The 18,232-nt window shown below is 37.2% G+C and carries 12 protein-coding genes; 9 read left to right on the forward strand and 3 right to left on the reverse strand.

Going from position 1 to position 18,232, the window contains the following annotated elements; genetic code table 11:
• The first annotated feature begins 263 nt into the window (after nucleotides 1–263).
• Nucleotides 264–2,288 carry a M3 family metallopeptidase gene (locus tag ACFIJR_RS05270; RefSeq protein ID WP_375626701.1) on the forward strand — a complete coding sequence of 675 codons (2,025 nt, stop codon included), beginning with the start codon at nucleotides 264–266 and terminating at the stop codon, nucleotides 2,286–2,288.
• 162 nt (nucleotides 2,289–2,450) lie between these two features.
• On the opposite strand, the gene ACFIJR_RS05275 is transcribed toward ACFIJR_RS05270, so the two are convergent.
• The gene (locus ACFIJR_RS05275) at nucleotides 2,451–3,527 is read right to left on the reverse strand and encodes an SGNH family hydrolase (RefSeq protein WP_375626703.1); all 1,077 of its coding nucleotides are present in this window, start codon (nucleotides 3,525–3,527) and stop codon (nucleotides 2,451–2,453) included.
• A 14-nt stretch (nucleotides 3,528–3,541) separates the two neighbouring features.
• Nucleotides 3,542–4,798 (reverse strand): lytic murein transglycosylase, encoded by a 1,257-nt coding sequence (locus ACFIJR_RS05280; RefSeq protein ID WP_375653776.1) that lies wholly within the window; start codon nucleotides 4,796–4,798, stop codon nucleotides 3,542–3,544.
• A 265-nt stretch (nucleotides 4,799–5,063) separates the two neighbouring features.
• Here ACFIJR_RS05280 and ACFIJR_RS05285 point away from each other — a divergent pair, with 265 nt between their 5' ends.
• Together ACFIJR_RS05285 and ACFIJR_RS05290 are read left to right on the forward strand one after the other, a co-directional pair.
• Entirely contained in the window at nucleotides 5,064–5,954 is an 891-nt protein-coding gene (locus ACFIJR_RS05285; RefSeq protein WP_375648657.1) for a UTP--glucose-1-phosphate uridylyltransferase, read from the forward strand.
• Nucleotides 5,955–5,993: 39 nt separating this feature from the next.
• On the forward strand, nucleotides 5,994–6,986 hold the full coding sequence (locus tag ACFIJR_RS05290; protein ID WP_375626709.1) for an SIS domain-containing protein: 993 nt from the start codon (nucleotides 5,994–5,996) through the stop codon (nucleotides 6,984–6,986).
• 276 nt (nucleotides 6,987–7,262) lie between these two features.
• Here the strand turns inward: ACFIJR_RS05290 and ACFIJR_RS05295 are convergent, their stop codons facing one another.
• Nucleotides 7,263–7,622, reverse strand: a complete 360-nt coding sequence (locus ACFIJR_RS05295; protein WP_375625583.1) for a hypothetical protein — start codon at nucleotides 7,620–7,622, stop codon at nucleotides 7,263–7,265.
• Between the two features lie 252 nt (nucleotides 7,623–7,874).
• Between ACFIJR_RS05295 and ACFIJR_RS05300 the strand changes: the two genes are divergently transcribed.
• The 6 genes from ACFIJR_RS05300 (at nucleotide 7,875) to ACFIJR_RS05325 (ending at nucleotide 17,579) form a co-directional block, all read left to right on the forward strand.
• Nucleotides 7,875–9,260: a sigma-54-dependent transcriptional regulator gene (locus tag ACFIJR_RS05300; RefSeq protein WP_375625584.1), complete on the forward strand. Its 1,386-nt coding sequence runs from the start codon at nucleotides 7,875–7,877 to the stop codon at nucleotides 9,258–9,260.
• 402 nt (nucleotides 9,261–9,662) lie between these two features.
• Complete coding sequence (locus tag ACFIJR_RS05305; RefSeq protein WP_375625585.1) at nucleotides 9,663–11,234, forward strand: phospholipase D family protein; 1,572 nt, start codon at nucleotides 9,663–9,665, stop codon at nucleotides 11,232–11,234.
• Between the two features lie 150 nt (nucleotides 11,235–11,384).
• Nucleotides 11,385–12,884, forward strand: a complete 1,500-nt coding sequence (guaB, locus tag ACFIJR_RS05310) for an IMP dehydrogenase (RefSeq protein ID WP_375626712.1) — start codon at nucleotides 11,385–11,387, stop codon at nucleotides 12,882–12,884.
• A gap of 826 nt (nucleotides 12,885–13,710) precedes the next feature.
• Nucleotides 13,711–14,997 (forward strand): RsmB/NOP family class I SAM-dependent RNA methyltransferase, encoded by a 1,287-nt coding sequence (locus ACFIJR_RS05315; protein ID WP_375625587.1) that lies wholly within the window; start codon nucleotides 13,711–13,713, stop codon nucleotides 14,995–14,997.
• 132 nt (nucleotides 14,998–15,129) lie between these two features.
• Complete coding sequence (guaA, locus tag ACFIJR_RS05320) at nucleotides 15,130–16,686, forward strand: glutamine-hydrolyzing GMP synthase (RefSeq protein ID WP_375625726.1); 1,557 nt, start codon at nucleotides 15,130–15,132, stop codon at nucleotides 16,684–16,686.
• Between the two features lie 170 nt (nucleotides 16,687–16,856).
• Nucleotides 16,857–17,579 (forward strand): glycerophosphodiester phosphodiesterase, encoded by a 723-nt coding sequence (locus ACFIJR_RS05325; RefSeq protein ID WP_375649188.1) that lies wholly within the window; start codon nucleotides 16,857–16,859, stop codon nucleotides 17,577–17,579.
• Nucleotides 17,580–18,232 lie beyond the last annotated feature (653 nt).

Below are 18,232 nucleotides of genomic sequence, written 5' to 3' on the forward strand. Positions count from 1 at the left end.
TATTTTCTAAAGAGTGGAGATTATGCCTTTCTTCAAGTGTTTTTATTAATATGCAATTGTATTGTGATGTGCGAACGAATAATCTTTATTTCTCCAATATAATATGGTTTGAAATGAAAGAATTTTACGATTTCTAGATTTTTTTATTCAATAGCGTTTGGAAAGGTCGTTTTGAAACTCACGAAATAGTTTTAGTATATTATCAATTTGTGTCGTAAAGATAATCGTTACAGCTTAAATTTATAATGGAGACATAAAGTATTATGACAAAAGCAGCAGTGCTGGACTGGAAGGGATTTTCAGGTCTTCCTGATTTTTCTTCTATCAGTGATGAAGATTTTAAACCCGCTTTTGAACAGGCTCTTCAAGAAGCCGAAGAAGAACTAGAGGCGATTGCGATGGTGCAAGAACCACCAACGCTTGAGAGTTTTTTGCAGCCTTTTGAGCTTTGTGGCAAAGCGCTTGATCGTGTTTGTTCAATATTTTTCTTGCGCACCAGTGCTCATACGAATGTATTAATTCAACAGCTAGAGCAAGAGTTCGTTGTAAAACTTTCTCGTTATTCTTCAAAAATGATGATGGATGCACGGATATTTGCAAAAATAGATGTGCTTTATAAACAGTCGCAGCTGGGCATATTTGAGAGTGAAACAACACGTGTTCTTGAATTATGGTGGAAAAAGTTCGTTTGTCATGGGGCAAAACTCGATGAAAAAGCTAAGAAACGGCTTTTGGAAATTAATGAAAGACTTGCTTTTTTAAATGCTACTTTTGGACAAAATGTCTTAAATGATGAAGCTGAATGGATTCTGTTTTTAAAACAGACCGACTTATCTGGTTTACCGCAAGATCTCATTGATTCAATGAAGGAAATTGCGTGTGAAAGAGGTAATGAAGAAGCGTATGCATTAACACTAGCACGTTCGATTGTTGAACCTTTTTTAAAATTCTCTGATCGTCGTGATTTGCGTGAGGTTGCATTCCAAGCTTGGGCTAAACGTGGTGAAAATAATAACAAGAATGATAATAAAACAATTATTGTAGAGATTGTTGCGCTTCGAGATGAGCAGGCTAAATTATTAGGATATAAATCTTTTGCAGATTTGAAACTCGATAATACCATGGCTAAAAGTGTTGATTCCGTTATGGATTTGCTTATGCCTGTATGGGAGCGTGCAAGAGCGAAGGCTTCTACTGAGCAAATTGAATTACAAAATTTTGCCAACAATCAGGGCAGCAATGAATCTTTAGCTGCTTGGGATTGGCGTTATTATACTGAAAAACTTCGCACTGAAAAACTTTCTTTCGATAGCGCTGAAATTAAATATTATTTTCAGCTTGATCGTATGATTAAAGCGGCTTTTGGGGTAGCAGAAAAACTCTTTGGCATTACGTTTGAAGAAAAAAATGCTGTTGCACTTTGGCATCCTGATGCACGTTTGTGGGAAGTAAAAAAGTCTGATGGAAGTCTACTTGGGCATTTCATTGGTGATTATTTTGCACGTTCTTCAAAACGGTCCGGTGCGTGGATGAGTAGTTTGCAATCACAATATAAATTGGATGGCGGACAAAAGCCTATTATCTACAATGTTTGTAATTTTGCTAAACCACCCAAAGGGGAGGTTGCTCTTTTATCACTTGATGATGCGCGTACGCTTTTCCACGAATTTGGGCATGCATTGCATGGTTTGCTTTCTGATGTCACATGGCCATCTGTATCGGGAACATCTGTTTCACGTGATTTTGTTGAGCTGCCTTCTCAACTTTACGAACATTGGTTAACTGTACCAGAGATATTAAAATCTTATGCTACGCATGCAAAAACAGGACATCCTATGCCGCAAGCATTAATGGATAAGGTTTTGTCAGCACAGACATTTAATGCTGGCTTTGCTGCAGTTGAATTTACTTCATCAGCTCTCGTAGATATGGCTTTTCATAAAGGACAAAAGGTAACTGATCCAACAGGATTTGAACGCCAAGAATTAGAAAAGCTGCAAATGCCTGATACAATTATTATGCGCCATCGTCCTCCACATTTTACGCATATATTTTCAGGTGATGGTTACGCCGCTGGTTACTATTCTTATATGTGGGCGGAAGTCCTTGATGCTGATGCTTTTCAGGCTTTTGAAGAAACGGGAGATGTTTTTAATTCAGAGCTTGCTGATAAGTTGAAACGTTTTATTTACTCTGCTGGGGGAAGTCGTGATCCAGAGGAGCTTTATAAAGCTTTTCGGGGACGGATGCCTTTACCAGAGGCAATGATTAACAAACGTGGACTATAAGATATAACGGTATGGTTAATACCATGCCGTTTTCATATTATTCGAAAAATGCAGTTGTGATTTATACGAATTCTCTCTTCATTATAGCTCTGTAAACAGAGTTTTTTATCTTGTTCACCTTTTGTTTATGAAGGAAATTAGATTTTGTCTTTTAAAGAGACATTATGGGAAAGAAAAATTATCAGCTCGATCTTTTTGATGCCCATTTGGTGCAAACCATGATTTTTTTATAAAACTTGACTTTCTTTTGCCTAAAAGGTGAGTGTTTTGTTGTGCCATATCATCGAGGCTCATTGGAGGCTGACGCATAATATTGCTCCGCTCTTTATTCTCTGATTCTTGTATAAGTTTTTGAATAGCTTGATCGGTTGAGTAAGGATTTTTATGAGAAAAGGCATAAAAATTTAAAATATTTTTCAATGGTTTTTCTAAATAAGAGGCAAGTTTTTTCTTTCCTTCAGAGGTGAAATGCATGCCATTATTGGTGCGTAATTTGGTTATTTTTCCATTAATATCATAGCCTGAAAAAGAAAAATTTCCTGTCTCATCACTAAAGCCGCTCCAGATATCGAGGAAATATCCTCCTGCTGTTTCTGTTTCTTGTTTATAGAGCACATTAAAAATTTTCATTTTTTGTGTCAAAAGGTCATTTCTAAAGGCAGGTTGACTTATCCATATCCATGATTTTCTAGAGGCATGAAGACTTTCAACAATTTCGATAATTCTTTGTTTGTAGATGTGCATCCATTCTGATTGATCTGTGTTAATTGTTCTATAAGAGTCTGTGATTGGTTGATTATCATTTGCACCGATCATCATGATAATAACATCGGGGTTATTTTGATCAATGAGTTTAGGAATATTGCTTTGCCAAGAATAATAATTCGTCCGAACTAAGCCGGAAGCTGGCATTGTATTGTTCATGATAACGATATCGCTATTATTTATAAAAAACTTCTTAAGTGCATCGGCAACAGCAGAAGCTGTAAAATCCCCTATGACAAGAATGCGCTTTGCATTCTCATCTTTTAGCTTTTGTATGTTTTTTTGTGTTACGATCTTTTTTTGCGGCTTGTCTATTTTTTGTTCTATAATTTGCGGTGGTTGTTGCGTCTGTTTGTTATGTTGTGATAACCATTTGAAGAAGTTCGTTGCTTTACTTGGGGATGGCTGTATGATCCCCACAATGGAAAGTGAAAATAGCAATAATGCCAAGTATATCAGGCGAACAGAAGACAAAACCTTAGTCTCCATTATTGTTTGCGAAGGAGAAAAAGCACTTGAGATGATGGATATCCATTTGCTTTTAGACCGTGACGTAGTTGAAAGGCTTTAATTGCTTTGCGAGAAGCTGTTCCGATTTTTCCATCAACATTCCCTTTGTAATAGCCCAGTGCACTTAAGCGAGATTGCAGTTCTTTGCATTCTTGGAAAGTAAGAGGTTGAAAAGGTCTTTGCCAATCATGCACCAATCCAGGATGTCCAGCGATGCGGTCAGCAAGAAGAGCAACAGCAAACGCATAACGATCTGCATTATTATAATGTTTCAGAACAAAGAAATTTTTTGTGACTAAAAATATAGGTCCTTTTGCTCCATCTGGATATTTTAATATTGCTTGTTCAGCTGATGTAGGAAGAGGATGCCCATTTGCGTGTTTTACACCTAATTTTTTCCATTGTTCAAAGGAATACCAGCCTTCAGGGAGGTTTTCCCCCTGCGGTACTTTTACCTCTACTCCCCAAATAAGATTAGATTGCCAGCCATTTTTGTGGAGAAGGTTAGCAGCAGTAGCCAGAGCATCTGGAACAGAGTTCCAGATATCACGCCGTCCATCTTGGTCCATATCAACTGCATAGGCGAGATAACTGCTTGGAATAAATTGTGTATGCCCCAATGCACCGGCCCAAGATCCAGTGAGTTGAGAGCGTTTAATTTCGCCACTTTGTAGAATTTTCATAGCAGCAATCAGCTGTGTATATGCATATTTTGCACGTTTTTTATCAGCATAGGCTAAAGTTGCAAGAGAACGAATGGTGTCACGCATTACACTTTTATTAGCTAAAACTTTCCCATAGTTGCTTTCCATTGACCAAATAGCAAGCAGAATATTGCGGTCAACACCAAAACGTTTTTCAATTTGAAGAAGCCATTTGTTCCATTTTTGAGTTTGGCGCCGTCCTTCCTCAATTGCAATATCATGGACACGATTATCGAAATAGTTCCATGAAGGAGCAACAAATTCCGGTTGGTATGCGGCACTTTTTAGAACTTCTGGATCAATTGCATTAACACCTTTAAACGCCATATGAAACGTATAAGGGGTAATATTGTGAGCAATAGCTATTTTTTTAAATTCTTTAATCCAGTGTTTAAATCCGCTATCAGCATATGAAAGGGATACAAAAAACATTAAAAAAGCAGAAAAAATAACGGCAGAGCCAGTGAGAAGAGTTCTCCAATTTATGGACTTCTCTAAAAAAGAGAAAGTCTTCAATTCTGTTTTTTGCATTTTGAAATCCCCATTAATATTCAATTTATTAGATGTGCAATAACTTTATTTTGTATTTAGTTTAATCGATAATATGATCAAGAAGGGGAGAAAACTGAAATAAATAATTCGTTTTAATCCTTTCAATAAATTCTCATACTCTTTTTTACATTTTTGATTGCCCATTATAATGATAATCAAAACAATAAGATATCTTTTTTACCATTTCGTAAAAACATATGTTAAATAAAACAAAAAATATATGAATTCATTGAGGAGGGTGAGTGTGCGTAAAATCCGGAAAGCTGTATTTCCAGTAGCAGGTCTTGGTACGCGTTTTCTTCCTGCGACAAAAACAATTCCTAAAGAAATGCTAACAGTTGTTGATAAACCTGTTATTCAATATGTTGTGGATGAGGCGAGGGAGGCTGGTATTGAGCATTTTATTTTTGTGACTGGACGTAACAAAGCAGTCATTGAGGATTATTTTGATGCGCAAGTTGAATTATACACGACACTGGCTGAATGTGGAAAGAAAGAAGATCTTGCACATTTATACCGTTTACAGCCATTACCAGGGTCAACTTCTTTCACTCGGCAACAGCAACCTTTGGGATTAGGGCATGCTCTTTGGTGTGCGCGTGAATTAGTTGCAGGGGAACCTTTTGCTTTGTTATTACCCGATATGCTGATTCAAGCCAAAAAGGGATGTCTTTCTGAGATGATTAGTCTTTATGAAAAGGTGGGCGGGGGAAATATTATTGCCGTTCAGGAATGCGATCTTGAAGAAGCACATAAATACGGTATAGTTGGCAAAGGTAAACAGATTGCAAATGGTTTTAAAATCACAAAAATGGTAGAGAAACCAGTGTTAGGAACGGCACCATCAAATTTGTACATCAATGGACGTTATATTTTGCAACCAGAAATTTTTAATATTCTTTCCACTCAAGAACGAGGAACAGGAAATGAAATTCAATTAACAGATGCTATGATACGGCTTTCAAATGAGCAGGATTTTTGGGGTTTGCAAGTAGAAGGGCGCACTTTTGATTGCGGTTCTAAAACTGGTTTCATTGAAGCCAACGTTGCATTTTCTTTGGCACGCGCTGATATGCACAGCCATGTTTCTGCCTCATTGAAAAATTTACTGGAAACCATTAATGTTGAAAAATGATATAGATCTCTCATTTAATTTTATTGATCGAATTTGATTATGATAACACCGTCTCCTCATATGGCTTTGCAAGGTGCAGTTGCATCAGCGCTTAAAACACTTGCCAGTGAAAAGCAGGGGCTTGAAGCCCTTGAAAAATCTCTTCTGGGAACTCTTTCTTCTTCTGTTGAAGCGGCTGTTCAAACTATTAGAAAAGCTCGTGGACATGTGGTCATTACTGGTCTTGGGAAAAGTGGTCATATAGGGACAAAAATTGCAGCAACCCTAGCTTCAACTGGAACGCCTGCCTTTTTTGTTCACGCTGCAGAAGCCAATCATGGTGATCTTGGTATGATTGGATCTGATAATGTTATTCTTGCTTTATCATGGTCTGGTGAAACTCAAGAGTTAAGTGGTATCATAAGTTATGCGGCGCGTTTTCGTATCCCCCTTATTGCGATGACATCAAGTGAGTACTCTGTATTAGGACGACAAGCTGATATTGTTTTATTATTACCAAAGATAGAAGAGGCTTGCCCCCATGGTTTAGCCCCTACAACTTCAACAATTATGCAATTGGCAATGGGAGATGCATTAGCGGTTTCTCTTTTAGAAATGCGTGGTTTTACCGCAACGGATTTCAAAATATATCATCCTGGTGGTTCTCTTGGTGCAAGCCTTAAATACGTGTGTGATATTATGCATGAGGGTGATAATATGCCTTTGGTTATGCAGGGAACATCTATGACTGAAGCGATGAATGTTTTGGTGGAAAAGCATTTTGGTTGTGTTGGTGTTGTGAATCAAGAAGGCGAACTAATTGGAATTGTAACCGATGGCGATCTTGCACGTAACATGCATTTTAATTTATCAAAATTTAATGTTGACGAGGTGATGACCAAAGCTCCTAAAGTTGTAAAACCAAATACACTTGTTGGTGCAGCAACAGCTTTTATTAATGATCATCATATTGGTGCATTTTTCGTGGTTGAAGATAAAAAACCGATAGGAATTGTTCATTTTCATGATCTTTTGCGCATTGGCGCTGCTTAGATTAAAGTTCCCTATCAAATAAAATGTTATTTTAGGTTAAAATAGATTGAATGATACAAAGTAACAATTTTATTGTGAGGTGGCTTTACTGATATTTGGTGGAAGAAAATGATTATTTTATGCATTTCATAATGTTTAGAAAATTTTCAAGGTAAAAATTATATCCGTATCTTTGCGTATTTTAGAGAGGATTTTCTATCAGGAGGAGAAAGGATCACCTCCTGTTTAATGTATGTGCTCCCTCTGTTCTTAAGAGAGGCTTCCTTTGTACCTTGTCTAAGATTTCCGCTTAAGGAAAAACTGTGCTCCTGTATGCGAGGTGCAGAGAAGTTGTGTGGCATCATATGACACTGTACAATTGACTCTAGAAATTGTTCCACGGAGAATAGAGCGTATTTCAATTTCTATATTTTGGGCATTGAGATAATTATATACCCCTTCTGATAGTTTTTCTTCTGTATCTGCTGCACGCGTTTCAAAAACACCATTGTGGAAAGAAGAAATAATACCATTCTCATCAACCCATTTTCCATCAATTCCAGTTGGCATATTTGAGTTATAATATTGCGAAAAGCTACAGGCACCTAACAGCAAGGTGGTAATTGTAAGACATAAAATATGATAGGTATGTTTCATTTATTGCACTCTATTTAGATTATTTTGCTCTCTAGCTTTTATAACATTATCAAATACTCCATGAGTCAATATGAAAAATTTGATGAAAATCAATGAAAAAGCAAAAAAATGGAAAAAAATGCCTTAATGTTGTATTTAATTAACAGCTTGATGAAGTTCGTAAGTGAAACACAAGAGGTGAAATATTTCTTATGGTTTACAACAATTTTTATATTAAGCTGCTGAGTAGTCTCAAAGGAGATTATTGACATTATGGTTGGTCCTATTCTTGTTGCGAGTGAAGATTATGGAAGACGGATAGAACTTTCTGCTATGCTGCGAGGTTTTGGCTATCGTGTCATTGAAGCAGAAAATGGTCTCCGTACGATTGATCTTTTACACAGGCGTAAAAACATTGTGCTTGCACTCCTTGATGTCGTTATGAGTGATTTGAGTGTGAGCGATTTAATTAAAATGATTAGAGTTGCTGGTGTTTCTGTTCCTATTGTCGTTATAGCACAACAAGAGAATCAGAATTTACTCCAGAAAGCTTTAACAGCTGGAGCTATTGATTATTGGATCCACCCAGTAACATTATTACGCGTAAGGGTTACTTTGGATATTCTTGCTCTTATTTCTGCCTTGGAGCATGAAGTTAGAGATATTCGGCGAAAAAAAGAGAATCATTTACGGTTTTCTGATCTTTGCATAAAAAGTAGAGCTATGCAGGTAGTGTTAGAACAATCGAGACAAGCAGCAACTTCTTTACAGAATCTTTTGATAGAGGGGGAAGTTGGAACAGGACGTGAAACATTAGCTCGGATTATTCATCATGAGGGATTATTCTCGGAAGGTGTTTTTATTCGCTTTCAATGTTCAGCCATTGTTGATCCAGAAGAAGAAAATCAGCAGTGGTTTAAAGAATTCCTACCATTGGTTTCTTCTCTTGAGAAAGGGACACTTTGCCTTTGTGATATTGATCGACTTGAGCCCATACAGCAAAAACGGTTCGCTCATTACCTTAAAGAAAGGGAAAGGAATACAAAAGGAGATTTTTTCCCTTTTCGGATCATTGCTATTTCAACATCGCGTTTAAAGGATTTGGTTAAAGAGAACTTTTTTTTGCATAGTTTGTTTGAACAATTTTCTCACTTGTCTATTAGCGTCCCTGCTTTGCGAGAATTAAGGGATGATTTTCCAGAGATCACACAACGTTTGATTGATCGCATTATCACCGAAACAGGGCGATCACATGTCCATGGTTTAGCAGGATCTGCTCTTTCCTTGCTTATGCAGTATGATTGGCCTGGCAATAGAAATGAGCTTGAAAACTTTTTATTTCGTGCGATTTTACTCAGTGAAGGACCGTTATTAACTGTTCGAGATTTTCCGCAATTAATGGGAAATCCATTAATGAATGTTCCCAATATCATTGAGGGTGCTATGCAAGAAGATAATGAACAAGAATCGATAAAATTTTTGAATACAGATGGGCATGTGCGTACTTTTGCAGAGATGGAACATGATATTATCGAGAAAGCGGTCAAACATTATAAAGGACATATGAGTGAGATTGCGCGCCGCCTTCATATTGGTCGCTCTACACTTTATAGAAAAATGGAAGAATTACGAGCAATAAGAAATCAAGAACGAAAGTAAAATTCATAACAAATCTCTCTTCATGACAAGCATGAGTTTCAAAAAAATAGAGTGGATTTTGATAAAGTCCGTGGGGGGGCTTAAGAAAACAATCATTTATTGCAAAATTTATCTATAGAGGATGATTTTGTAGATTTAAAACAAATATAAATTTTATGTGACTATTTTAATCGTCTGTTTCAGTTTATACAATTTTAGTTAAGTTTATATTTATTAAAGCAGAGAGGCATTTTTAAAAACTTTTAAATACTACCGCTAAAATTTTTGTATCATCAATATTAAATTTATACTCTCTTAAGCAAGAAGTGGCATTTTATCTGCTACACGGTTAAGATAAAGTGATTAGGATTATCGTTTGCATTACTGATGATGCGATAGCTTAAAATAGAAAGTTTGTCCTCTTTGACTCTTTTACATATTGTTATTGGTTTTGTTCTCTTTTTTTTTATTGCATCTATGTTGGCAATCTACACTTATGGGCGTTTTGTGAAAAATGCTAGGGGGCAATGTTCTTATGCGTTACCTATTCAGAAAGATGAAACTAAGCTTGATCGTATCGTCAGTCAATTAGCTGAGGAAGAAAATGGATTGGGGATTGATAAAGATGCTCTTTCCCTCATTATCAGCAATTTGGACGCGTTTTGCGTTCGTGCAATAGGAGCTGCAGAGGCTGGGCGTAGCCTTGATCTGATGTATTATATTTGGGATGATGATTTAACAGGGCGTCTATTATTAAGTGAAATAGTTAAGGCAGCGGATCGGGGTGTTCGGGTACGGCTTCTTTTGGATGATATTAACGCTCAAGCACGTGATCCAGCTTATATTGCGCTAGATAAACACCCTCATATTGAGGTGAGAATGTTTAATCCAGGACGATCGCGTAAAGGTGGATTACGCCGTGGTTTAGAGATTATATTACGGGCGATTACTGTTACACGTAGAATGCATAATAAAGCTTTTATTGTTGATGGTAGGATCGCTTTTGTAGGAGGACGTAATCTTGCAGATTCTTATTTTGATGCTGGTGAAGAATCCCATTTTCGAGATTTAGATTTGATGTTAATCGGACCCTCTGTTAAAAAGGTGGAAAGCATTTTTGATGATTTTTGGAATAGTGCTGTTGTTTTGCCAATTCATACTTTGGTTGTTCCTAAAAGCGCAAGTGATCTTAGCTATTGGAAGGATAAATTACAAAAATTTCGGGATTCCAAGGTTGCAAAAGTTTATTTAGATTATGTCAAACAGCACATTAATTTTGATTGTTTTATTCAAACAGGAAGGCGGTTATTTTTAGCAGACAAAGTTGTTGTTCTTTCTGACCCTCCAGAAAAAGCATTGCGTAAAAAAGCAAGCAATTGGCTTATGAAGGCACTTTCAAAGGTTATTGGAAATGCCCAAAAAACGGTTCAGATTACGTCACCTTATTTTGTTCCTGGTAAGGTTGGAACGCAGAATTTTAGTAATTTGGTTTCAAAGGGTGTTGATGTAAAAATTCTGACGAATTCTTTAGCAGCTACTGATGTAGCACTGGTGCATGGGGGTTATGTATCGTATCGTAAGGCGTTGTTGAAAAGTGGTGTTAAGCTTTATGAATTAAAATCGGAGGGCAACACCCATGGATTACGGTTGTTTCGATCGAGTAAGGCAAGTTTACATGCCAAAGCTTTTTTAATTGATCGTAAAACAGCTTTTATTGGATCTTTAAATTTTGATCCCAGATCAGCATCATTAAATACAGAAATGGGCATTCTTTTTGAATGTGCTCCCATTACAGCAAGATTAGATTTGTTGTTTTCTGAAGAAACAACAGGAGAAATGAGTTATCATCTGCGTCTTGGTGATAATAATCGTATTTATTGGGATTTTATTGAAAATGAAAAAAAATATAGCATTGACCATGAGCCAGAAAGCAATTTTTGGCGTCGCACATTTACAAAAATAATAAGTTGGTTACCTATTGAATCACAATTGTAAATTTTTATAAACCACACTTAAAAAAAATATTTATTTTTCTTTTCATTTTGTTTGTAGCATGGCATAATTTTTTGCCAATCTACCATGTATGAGAACCGCAGTTGTATTTTAAAGCTCCTTGCGGTGTTTTATTATAAAAGGAATTTTGCTATGGCAAAGATTGTTGAAACGGGGACAGGTGCATTGGCACTGACTTTTGATGATGTACTTTTACAGCCCGGTCATTCTCTTGTTATGCCTAGTCAAGTGGATCTCAGTACGCGCATTGCAGCGGATATTAAGCTCAATTTGCCATTGCTTTCTGCTGCAATGGATACGGTAACAGAATCGCGTTTGGCAATTGCTATGGCTCAAGCTGGAGGTCTTGGAGTTATTCATCGTAATATGTCTCCTGCAGAACAGGCAGAAGAAGTCCGCCAAGTAAAAAAGTTTGAATCTGGTATGGTTGTTAATCCGGTGACAATTGGACCAGATGCAACACTTGAGGAAGCGAAATCTTTGATGCGCTCTCATGGCATTTCAGGTATTCCGGTTGTTGAAAATAGTGTTAAAGGTGAGACAGCAGGACGACTTGTTGGTATTTTGACCAATAGAGATGTTCGTTTCGCATCGGATCCAAAACAAAAAATTTATGAATTAATGACGCATGAAAATTTGATCACGGTGCGTGAAAATGTCAAACTTAATGAAGCAAAATATCTTTTACATCATCATCGTATTGAAAAATTATTAGTTGTGGATGAACAAAATCGTTGTGTCGGACTGATAACAGTTAAGGATATTGAAAAAGCAAAATTAAATCCAAATGCTGCTAAAGATTCTCAAGGGCGTTTGCGTGCTGCAGCAGCCAGTAGTGTTGGGAATGGAGGGATTGAACGTGCTGAACGCCTCATCGACGCGGGTGTTGATGTGTTGGTTATTGATACAGCGCATGGGCATTCTCAACATGTGCTAGAAACTGTTGAACGAATTAAAAAGATGGCTTCCTCTCTAGCTGTTATTGCTGGGAACGTAGCAACTGCTCAAGCAACGCAGGCATTGATTGACAGTGGTGCAGATGCGGTAAAAGTTGGTATTGGTCCTGGCTCTATTTGCACAACGCGTATTGTTGCTGGTGTCGGTGTTCCTCAACTTGCAGCCATAATGAATGCTGCAGAAGTTGCTGAAAAAGCGGGCATTCCCATCATTGCAGATGGTGGAATCAAAGCATCAGGTGATTTTGCTAAAGCTTTAGCTGGTGGGGCTTGTGCAGCGATGATTGGATCTCTTTTAGCAGGTACAGAAGAAAGTCCTGGTGAAGTTTATCTCTATCAAGGCCGATCTTTTAAAGCCTATCGTGGTATGGGATCTGTTGGTGCTATGGCACGAGGATCGGCAGATCGCTATTTTCAAGATGATGTTCGTGATGAACTTAAGTTGGTTCCTGAAGGTGTGGAGGGGCAGGTGGCTTATAAAGGTCCTATAGCATCAGTTCTACATCAGCTTGCTGGTGGACTTCGTGCTTCAATGGGATATGTTGGAGCAAAAGATCTCGTAGAGTTTCGTGAAAAAGCAACATTTGTACGTATTACGAATGCGGGACTCCATGAAAGTCATACGCATGATGTTTCTATTACACGGGAGAGTCCCAACTATCGTGGGCCAGTTTAAAGATATAAGAGCATAATGTCATATCGCATAAATTTAAATCTTCCGAGAACGAGAAAGGAAGACTGCGCTTTTTCTGTTTGTGATTTGGTGTAATAATCCCAAAAAGGAAAGAATTAGAGGTCAAAACTCTAACTCTTTCTGTTAAGACTATATGAAATAATTTATATAAAATTAGAATTAACTTTTTGTAGTCTTCCGTCCTGTCTTTGACGCACGTTGGCGAGTGTTTGTCTGATCACTTTGGACGGATTTCTTTCCGTTGTTTGAGGGCATTGTGTTATGACGGCTTTTAGATGAAGTTGTTTTTTCATTATTATAAGTCATTATTTTCTCCTTTTAAATTGTCTGGCAGTTGCCAGTAGAGTAAAAACGGTCATGCCAAATAGTGGTTCCAAGCATTTTCTAAAAAGTTAATTTTTTGGTGAACGTAAGATAAACTTTTTTAATTTTATGAGAAGATTTTTTCTATTTTTTCAGAAGGATAGCCATAAAAGATGGGAGATATTTGATTTTTTCTGCTATTCAGATAATCCTCATAAATTTTATTTAAAGAGTTTATTTTTTTCGTAATGCATGGCGGAAATAAGGTCTTTATGGATAACTGCGTATCTTTTAGTATAAGAGGTAGAGGGATAAAAAAGTGAATGGGCAGAAGATGAAAGGAAAAATCTAGATACTCTAATATTGGATCTTATAAAAAGCATGATCAAATCATTTTAATGTTGAATGTAAATTTTTAATGGCTTTGAGAAGGTTTTATTGGCAAGAAGAAGATAATATTATTTTTTTAGATGATTTAATTTTATTATTTTAATGGGAGAAATGAATGCGATTAGGTGGGCGTTTGCAAGCAGCAATAGATGTTCTCAAAGAGATAGAAATGAAGCATCGCCCAGTAGGAGAAGCTTTAAAGGATTGGGGCCTTTCTCATCGCTTTGCTGGAGCAGGTGATCGCGCAGCTATTGGTACAATCGTTTATGATGTGTTAAGACGACGCTATTCTTTACAATGGCGTATGGAGAGTGATGATATCCGAGATATCGCTTTTGGTGCCTTATTAGATTCTGGAAAAATGACGCTGGAGCAAATTGACGGTGAGTTGGCAGAAGATCGGTTTGCACCGCAGTTATTAGGAGCTAAACAGCGTAAATCCTGGCAAGGTCAGCAATTAGTGGATGCTCCAGACTATATTCGTGGTGATATCCCGCAATGGTGTCAAGCGCATCTTCGTCCTTTATTTGGTGATAATTGGATCACTGAAGCGGCTGCGTTAGCAACGCGTCCTTCTTTAGACCTACGGGTAAATAATCTAAAAGCAACACCAGAAAAGGTGTTGAAAGAATTAGCAAAAACCAAACTTAAATCTTTGCCATGGTTTGGGCAAGCTTTAAGAATTGCACCGATTGAAAAGTTTAACCGTCATCCTCATATTCAAGTGGAACCAGCTTTTCAAAAAGGACACTTTGAAATACAGGATTTAGGATCTCAAATTGTTGCTCACCTTGTGGAAGCGCAAGAAAGCATGCAGGTATTAGATTATTGTGCAGGTGCTGGGGGCAAAACATTAGCTTTAGCTTCTGATATGAACAATCGTGGGCAGATTTATGCTTATGATTCAGACAAAGCTCGTTTGGCTCCTATTTTTGATCGTCTTCGACGCGCTGGTGTTCGTAATGTACAAATACGAGTGCAAAGAGAAGAATTAAAACCATTAACAGGTCAGATGGATAGAGTTCTACTAGATGCGCCATGTAGTGGGACAGGAACATGGCGTCGTCGTCCAGATGCGAAATGGCGTTTAACATTAGAACAGGTGAAACAACGCCAAACAGAACAGAGGGCTATTTTGAATGAAGCGATAGCTTATCTTAAGCCAAAGGGGCGCCTAGTTTATATTACCTGTTCTCTTTTTACAGATGAAAATGAGAAACAAATTTCCCATTTCCTTCAACAACATTCTCATTTTGCTCCAATAGATATGCCAGCGCTTTGGCAGAAACATTTTAGTTTTTCTCCTGTGCAACCAGTTTTTTCAAATTATGGACTTACTTTGTCGCCAGCCACAACACAAACAGATGGGTTCTTTTTATCTGTGTTGCAAAAAAAACATTGATCTATATTTTTGCATTTTTTATCATAAATTTTATGAGAATAATCTTTTTCTTAAGAAAACAGGCTTGTGAAAAGAGAAAGATTGAATCATAACTCTCATGAGTTTTCTTTTACAATTGTTGATTGGTTTTCTATGAGCATATCGCATCCAGACACTGTTCTTATTATTGACTTTGGTTCACAAGTTACACAACTTATTGCACGACGGGTACGAGCAATGGGGGTATATTGTGAAATTGCTCCTTTTCAATTAGCTTTAGAAGCTGTGCGCCGCATAAATCCTAAAGCTATTATTTTATCAGGGAGTCCTTATTCCGTTATTGATGAGGGCTCTCCGCGTGCTCCAATGGAAATTTTTGAGGTGGGTATTCCGATTCTGGGTATTTGCTATGGTGAACAAGTCATGTGTGTTCAGCTTGGAGGAAAGGTTGAAGCTGGACATGAGCGTGAATTTGGGCGTGCTTTTTTGAAAGTGCAAGAAGAGAGTGCCCTTTTTGATGGAGTGTGGGAAAAAGGTTCTTGTTATCAAGTATGGATGAGCCATGGTGACCGTGTGGCAGCTTTACCAGAAGGTTTTCATGTCATAGGGACCTCAAACGGAGCTCCCTATGCGGCTATTGCTGATGAAAAAAGGCATTTTTATGCAGTACAGTTTCATCCTGAAGTTATCCATACACCAGATGGTACAAAACTTTTGCAAAATTTTATTCATAAAATCTCTGCTATTAAAGGTAGTTGGTCAATGGCTTCTTATCGTGAGCAGGCAATTGCTACGATACGACAAAAAGTTGGGAAAAGTCGTGTGATTTGTGGTCTTTCAGGAGGAGTGGATTCATCTGTTGTAGCGGTACTCCTTCATGAAGCCATAGGAGATCAACTGACATGCATTTTGGTAGACCATGGGCTGATGCGCAAGAATGAAGCTGAAGAAGTTCTCACGCTCTTTCGTGATCATTATAATATAGAGCTTATTCACGTTAATGCTGCCGATATATTTCTTAATGCTTTAGAAGGTGAGACAGACCCAGAAAAAAAGCGCAAAACGATTGGTCGCCTTTTTATTGAAGTTTTTGAAGAAGAAACTAAAAAAATAGGAGGTGCAGAGTTTTTAGCACAAGGGACGCTTTATCCAGATGTTATTGAGAGTGTGTCTGCTATTGGTAAAACGGTAACCATTAAAAGTCATCATAATGTGGGTGGGCTACCAGAACAGATGAATATGAAACTTGTAGAACCGTTGCGTGAGCTCTTTAAGGATGAGGTTCGCTTGCTAGGGCGAGAGTTAGGATTACCAGAGCAGTTTATTGGTCGCCATCCTTTTCCAGGTCCAGGTCTTGCAATTCGCTGTCCAGGTACTGTAACCCGTGAAAAATTAGAAATTCTACGTGAAGCAGATGCTATCTATCTTGAGGAAATCCGTAAAGCTGGTCTTTATGACGAAATTTGGCAAGCTTTTGCTGTTCTTCTTCCTGTTCAAACTGTTGGCGTGATGGGGGATGGTCGCACTTATGAATTTGTTTGTGCTCTTCGCGCCGTCACATCTGTAGATGGAATGACTGCTGATTTTTATCCCTATGATATGGCGTTTTTAAGTAAGACGGCAGCACGTATTATTAACGAAGTTAGAGGGATTAATCGTGTTGTATATGATGTAACCTCAAAGCCTCCTAGCACTATTGAATGGGAATAATTAAAATGAAGGATAAGTCTTTTTAAGAATAAAATATGACTGAGGGTTTGATATTCGAAAAGTGTAGAAAAAATCATTTAAAAATGATTGTGTATTTTCATATGATATAAGCCGGTATCTGGCAATCTGTACGTCAGTATCGTTTAAAATTGAGAAGTGCGGAATTTTGCATGTCTGAGAAAAAAATTGTTGCACACCGTGGTGGAGCTCATCTTTATCCTGAAAATACTCTTTCGGCATTTAATAATGCTATAGCGTTAGGTGTTGATGAAGTTGAGTGCGACGTTCATTTGCTGAAAAGCGGTGAAGTGGTTGTCTTTCACGACTTTCGTCTAGACCAATTGGTTGGAAAAAAGGGGTATATTCACGACATTGATAATGAAACACGCAAACAACTCTGCGTAAAAGGAAGCCAAGAAGCACCTCCCTTATTAGAAGAGGTGCTTGATCTTTTAACACCAACGAATATCGCATTGCATCTTGAAATCAAGACATGTGGTGAAGTGGAGCGTGAAACAATATTATCCCAAAAAGCGCTTGCGCTAATAAAAAGCCGAAATTTATCAGAACGGGTTTCTGCAATTAGTTTTGATCCTTTGATCCTTCGTCCTTTTATTGAAGCAGGAATATCATCTGGTCCATGTGTTGATAATTTTGAAGGTGATATGTACCGTCATTTTTCTGAATGGAAGCAATTAGGTTATTCTGATCTAAGTTTAGATGGCTCTATTGTTTCACAGGACTTTATTGAATCAGCTCTTGAGGCTGGTTTTACTGTAGGGGTATGGACAATTAATGGAAAAGCTCGGTTATCACATTGGCTTGACATGCCTGTACATTATATTACGACAGATCAACCTGATCTCGCATTGCAATTGCGTGCGCAAAGGTAAAAAATACATCAATACAAAGAGAACTATATATCCTCATAAAGCTAGCGTAATGAAAGAAGAAAAAATATCGAATATATAACAATAATACATTGATTTATAATGATGATTAATAGTTTATTCATGTGAATAAGAGACTTTAATACGTAGGATTCTCTTATTTCGAATCTTTTTACAATGAATCAATCAAAATCATTCGTTTGCACATTACAAGCAGGGTTGGTGTGTGGATAAAAGATTATTGAAAAAAGAATAAAAATATTCATTTAACGTATTTAAAATGCAAGACTTGTTAAAGCATTAGGATCTCATATAATGATGTCGTTTTGCACTTTTATGAAGTGAAAATGATAGCATGCAAAAAGTCTTATATACTTTAGTGGAGAGGTTTTATAGCTTATTTTATAGGCGCTATCATGAAATGTAGATGTATTGAAAGATTTTTTAACAGCATGGAAATTGGTCATAAAATGTCATTTTGTTTTGCGTGAGGGGCATGATTTCACTACAAGGAAGGAGACTATTAAGCGCTTCAAAATGATTTTCTTAATTTTAAGAAAATTTCTATTTATCTCTTTGTTAAATTCAGGAGAAATATCGTGTTAAAGTTATAAGCCGAAACTTATAAGATAAATAACAAAAGAATAAACAATTCT

It is taken from the genome of Bartonella sp. OD88NMGDW (genome assembly GCF_042193775.1).
GTDB classification, from domain to species: Bacteria; Pseudomonadota; Alphaproteobacteria; order Rhizobiales; family Rhizobiaceae; genus Bartonella; species Bartonella grahamii.

What these genes read in the sequence shown, in the direction of transcription:
- guaB (WP_375626712.1), top strand. Translation starts at nt 11,385, where the DNA reads ATGGCAAAGATTGTTGAAACGGGGACAGGTGCATTGGCACTGACTTTT.
- guaA (WP_375625726.1), top strand. Translation starts at nt 15,130, where the DNA reads ATGAGCATATCGCATCCAGACACTGTTCTTATTATTGACTTTGGTTCA.
- ACFIJR_RS05270 (WP_375626701.1), top strand. Translation starts at nt 264, where the DNA reads ATGACAAAAGCAGCAGTGCTGGACTGGAAGGGATTTTCAGGTCTTCCT.
- ACFIJR_RS05325 (WP_375649188.1), top strand. Translation starts at nt 16,857, where the DNA reads ATGTCTGAGAAAAAAATTGTTGCACACCGTGGTGGAGCTCATCTTTAT.
- ACFIJR_RS05300 (WP_375625584.1), top strand. Translation starts at nt 7,875, where the DNA reads ATGGTTGGTCCTATTCTTGTTGCGAGTGAAGATTATGGAAGACGGATA.
- ACFIJR_RS05295 (WP_375625583.1), bottom strand. Translation starts at nt 7,622, where the DNA reads ATGAAACATACCTATCATATTTTATGTCTTACAATTACCACCTTGCTG.
- ACFIJR_RS05280 (WP_375653776.1), bottom strand. Translation starts at nt 4,798, where the DNA reads ATGCAAAAAACAGAATTGAAGACTTTCTCTTTTTTAGAGAAGTCCATA.
- ACFIJR_RS05315 (WP_375625587.1), top strand. Translation starts at nt 13,711, where the DNA reads ATGCGATTAGGTGGGCGTTTGCAAGCAGCAATAGATGTTCTCAAAGAG.
- ACFIJR_RS05290 (WP_375626709.1), top strand. Translation starts at nt 5,994, where the DNA reads ATGATAACACCGTCTCCTCATATGGCTTTGCAAGGTGCAGTTGCATCA.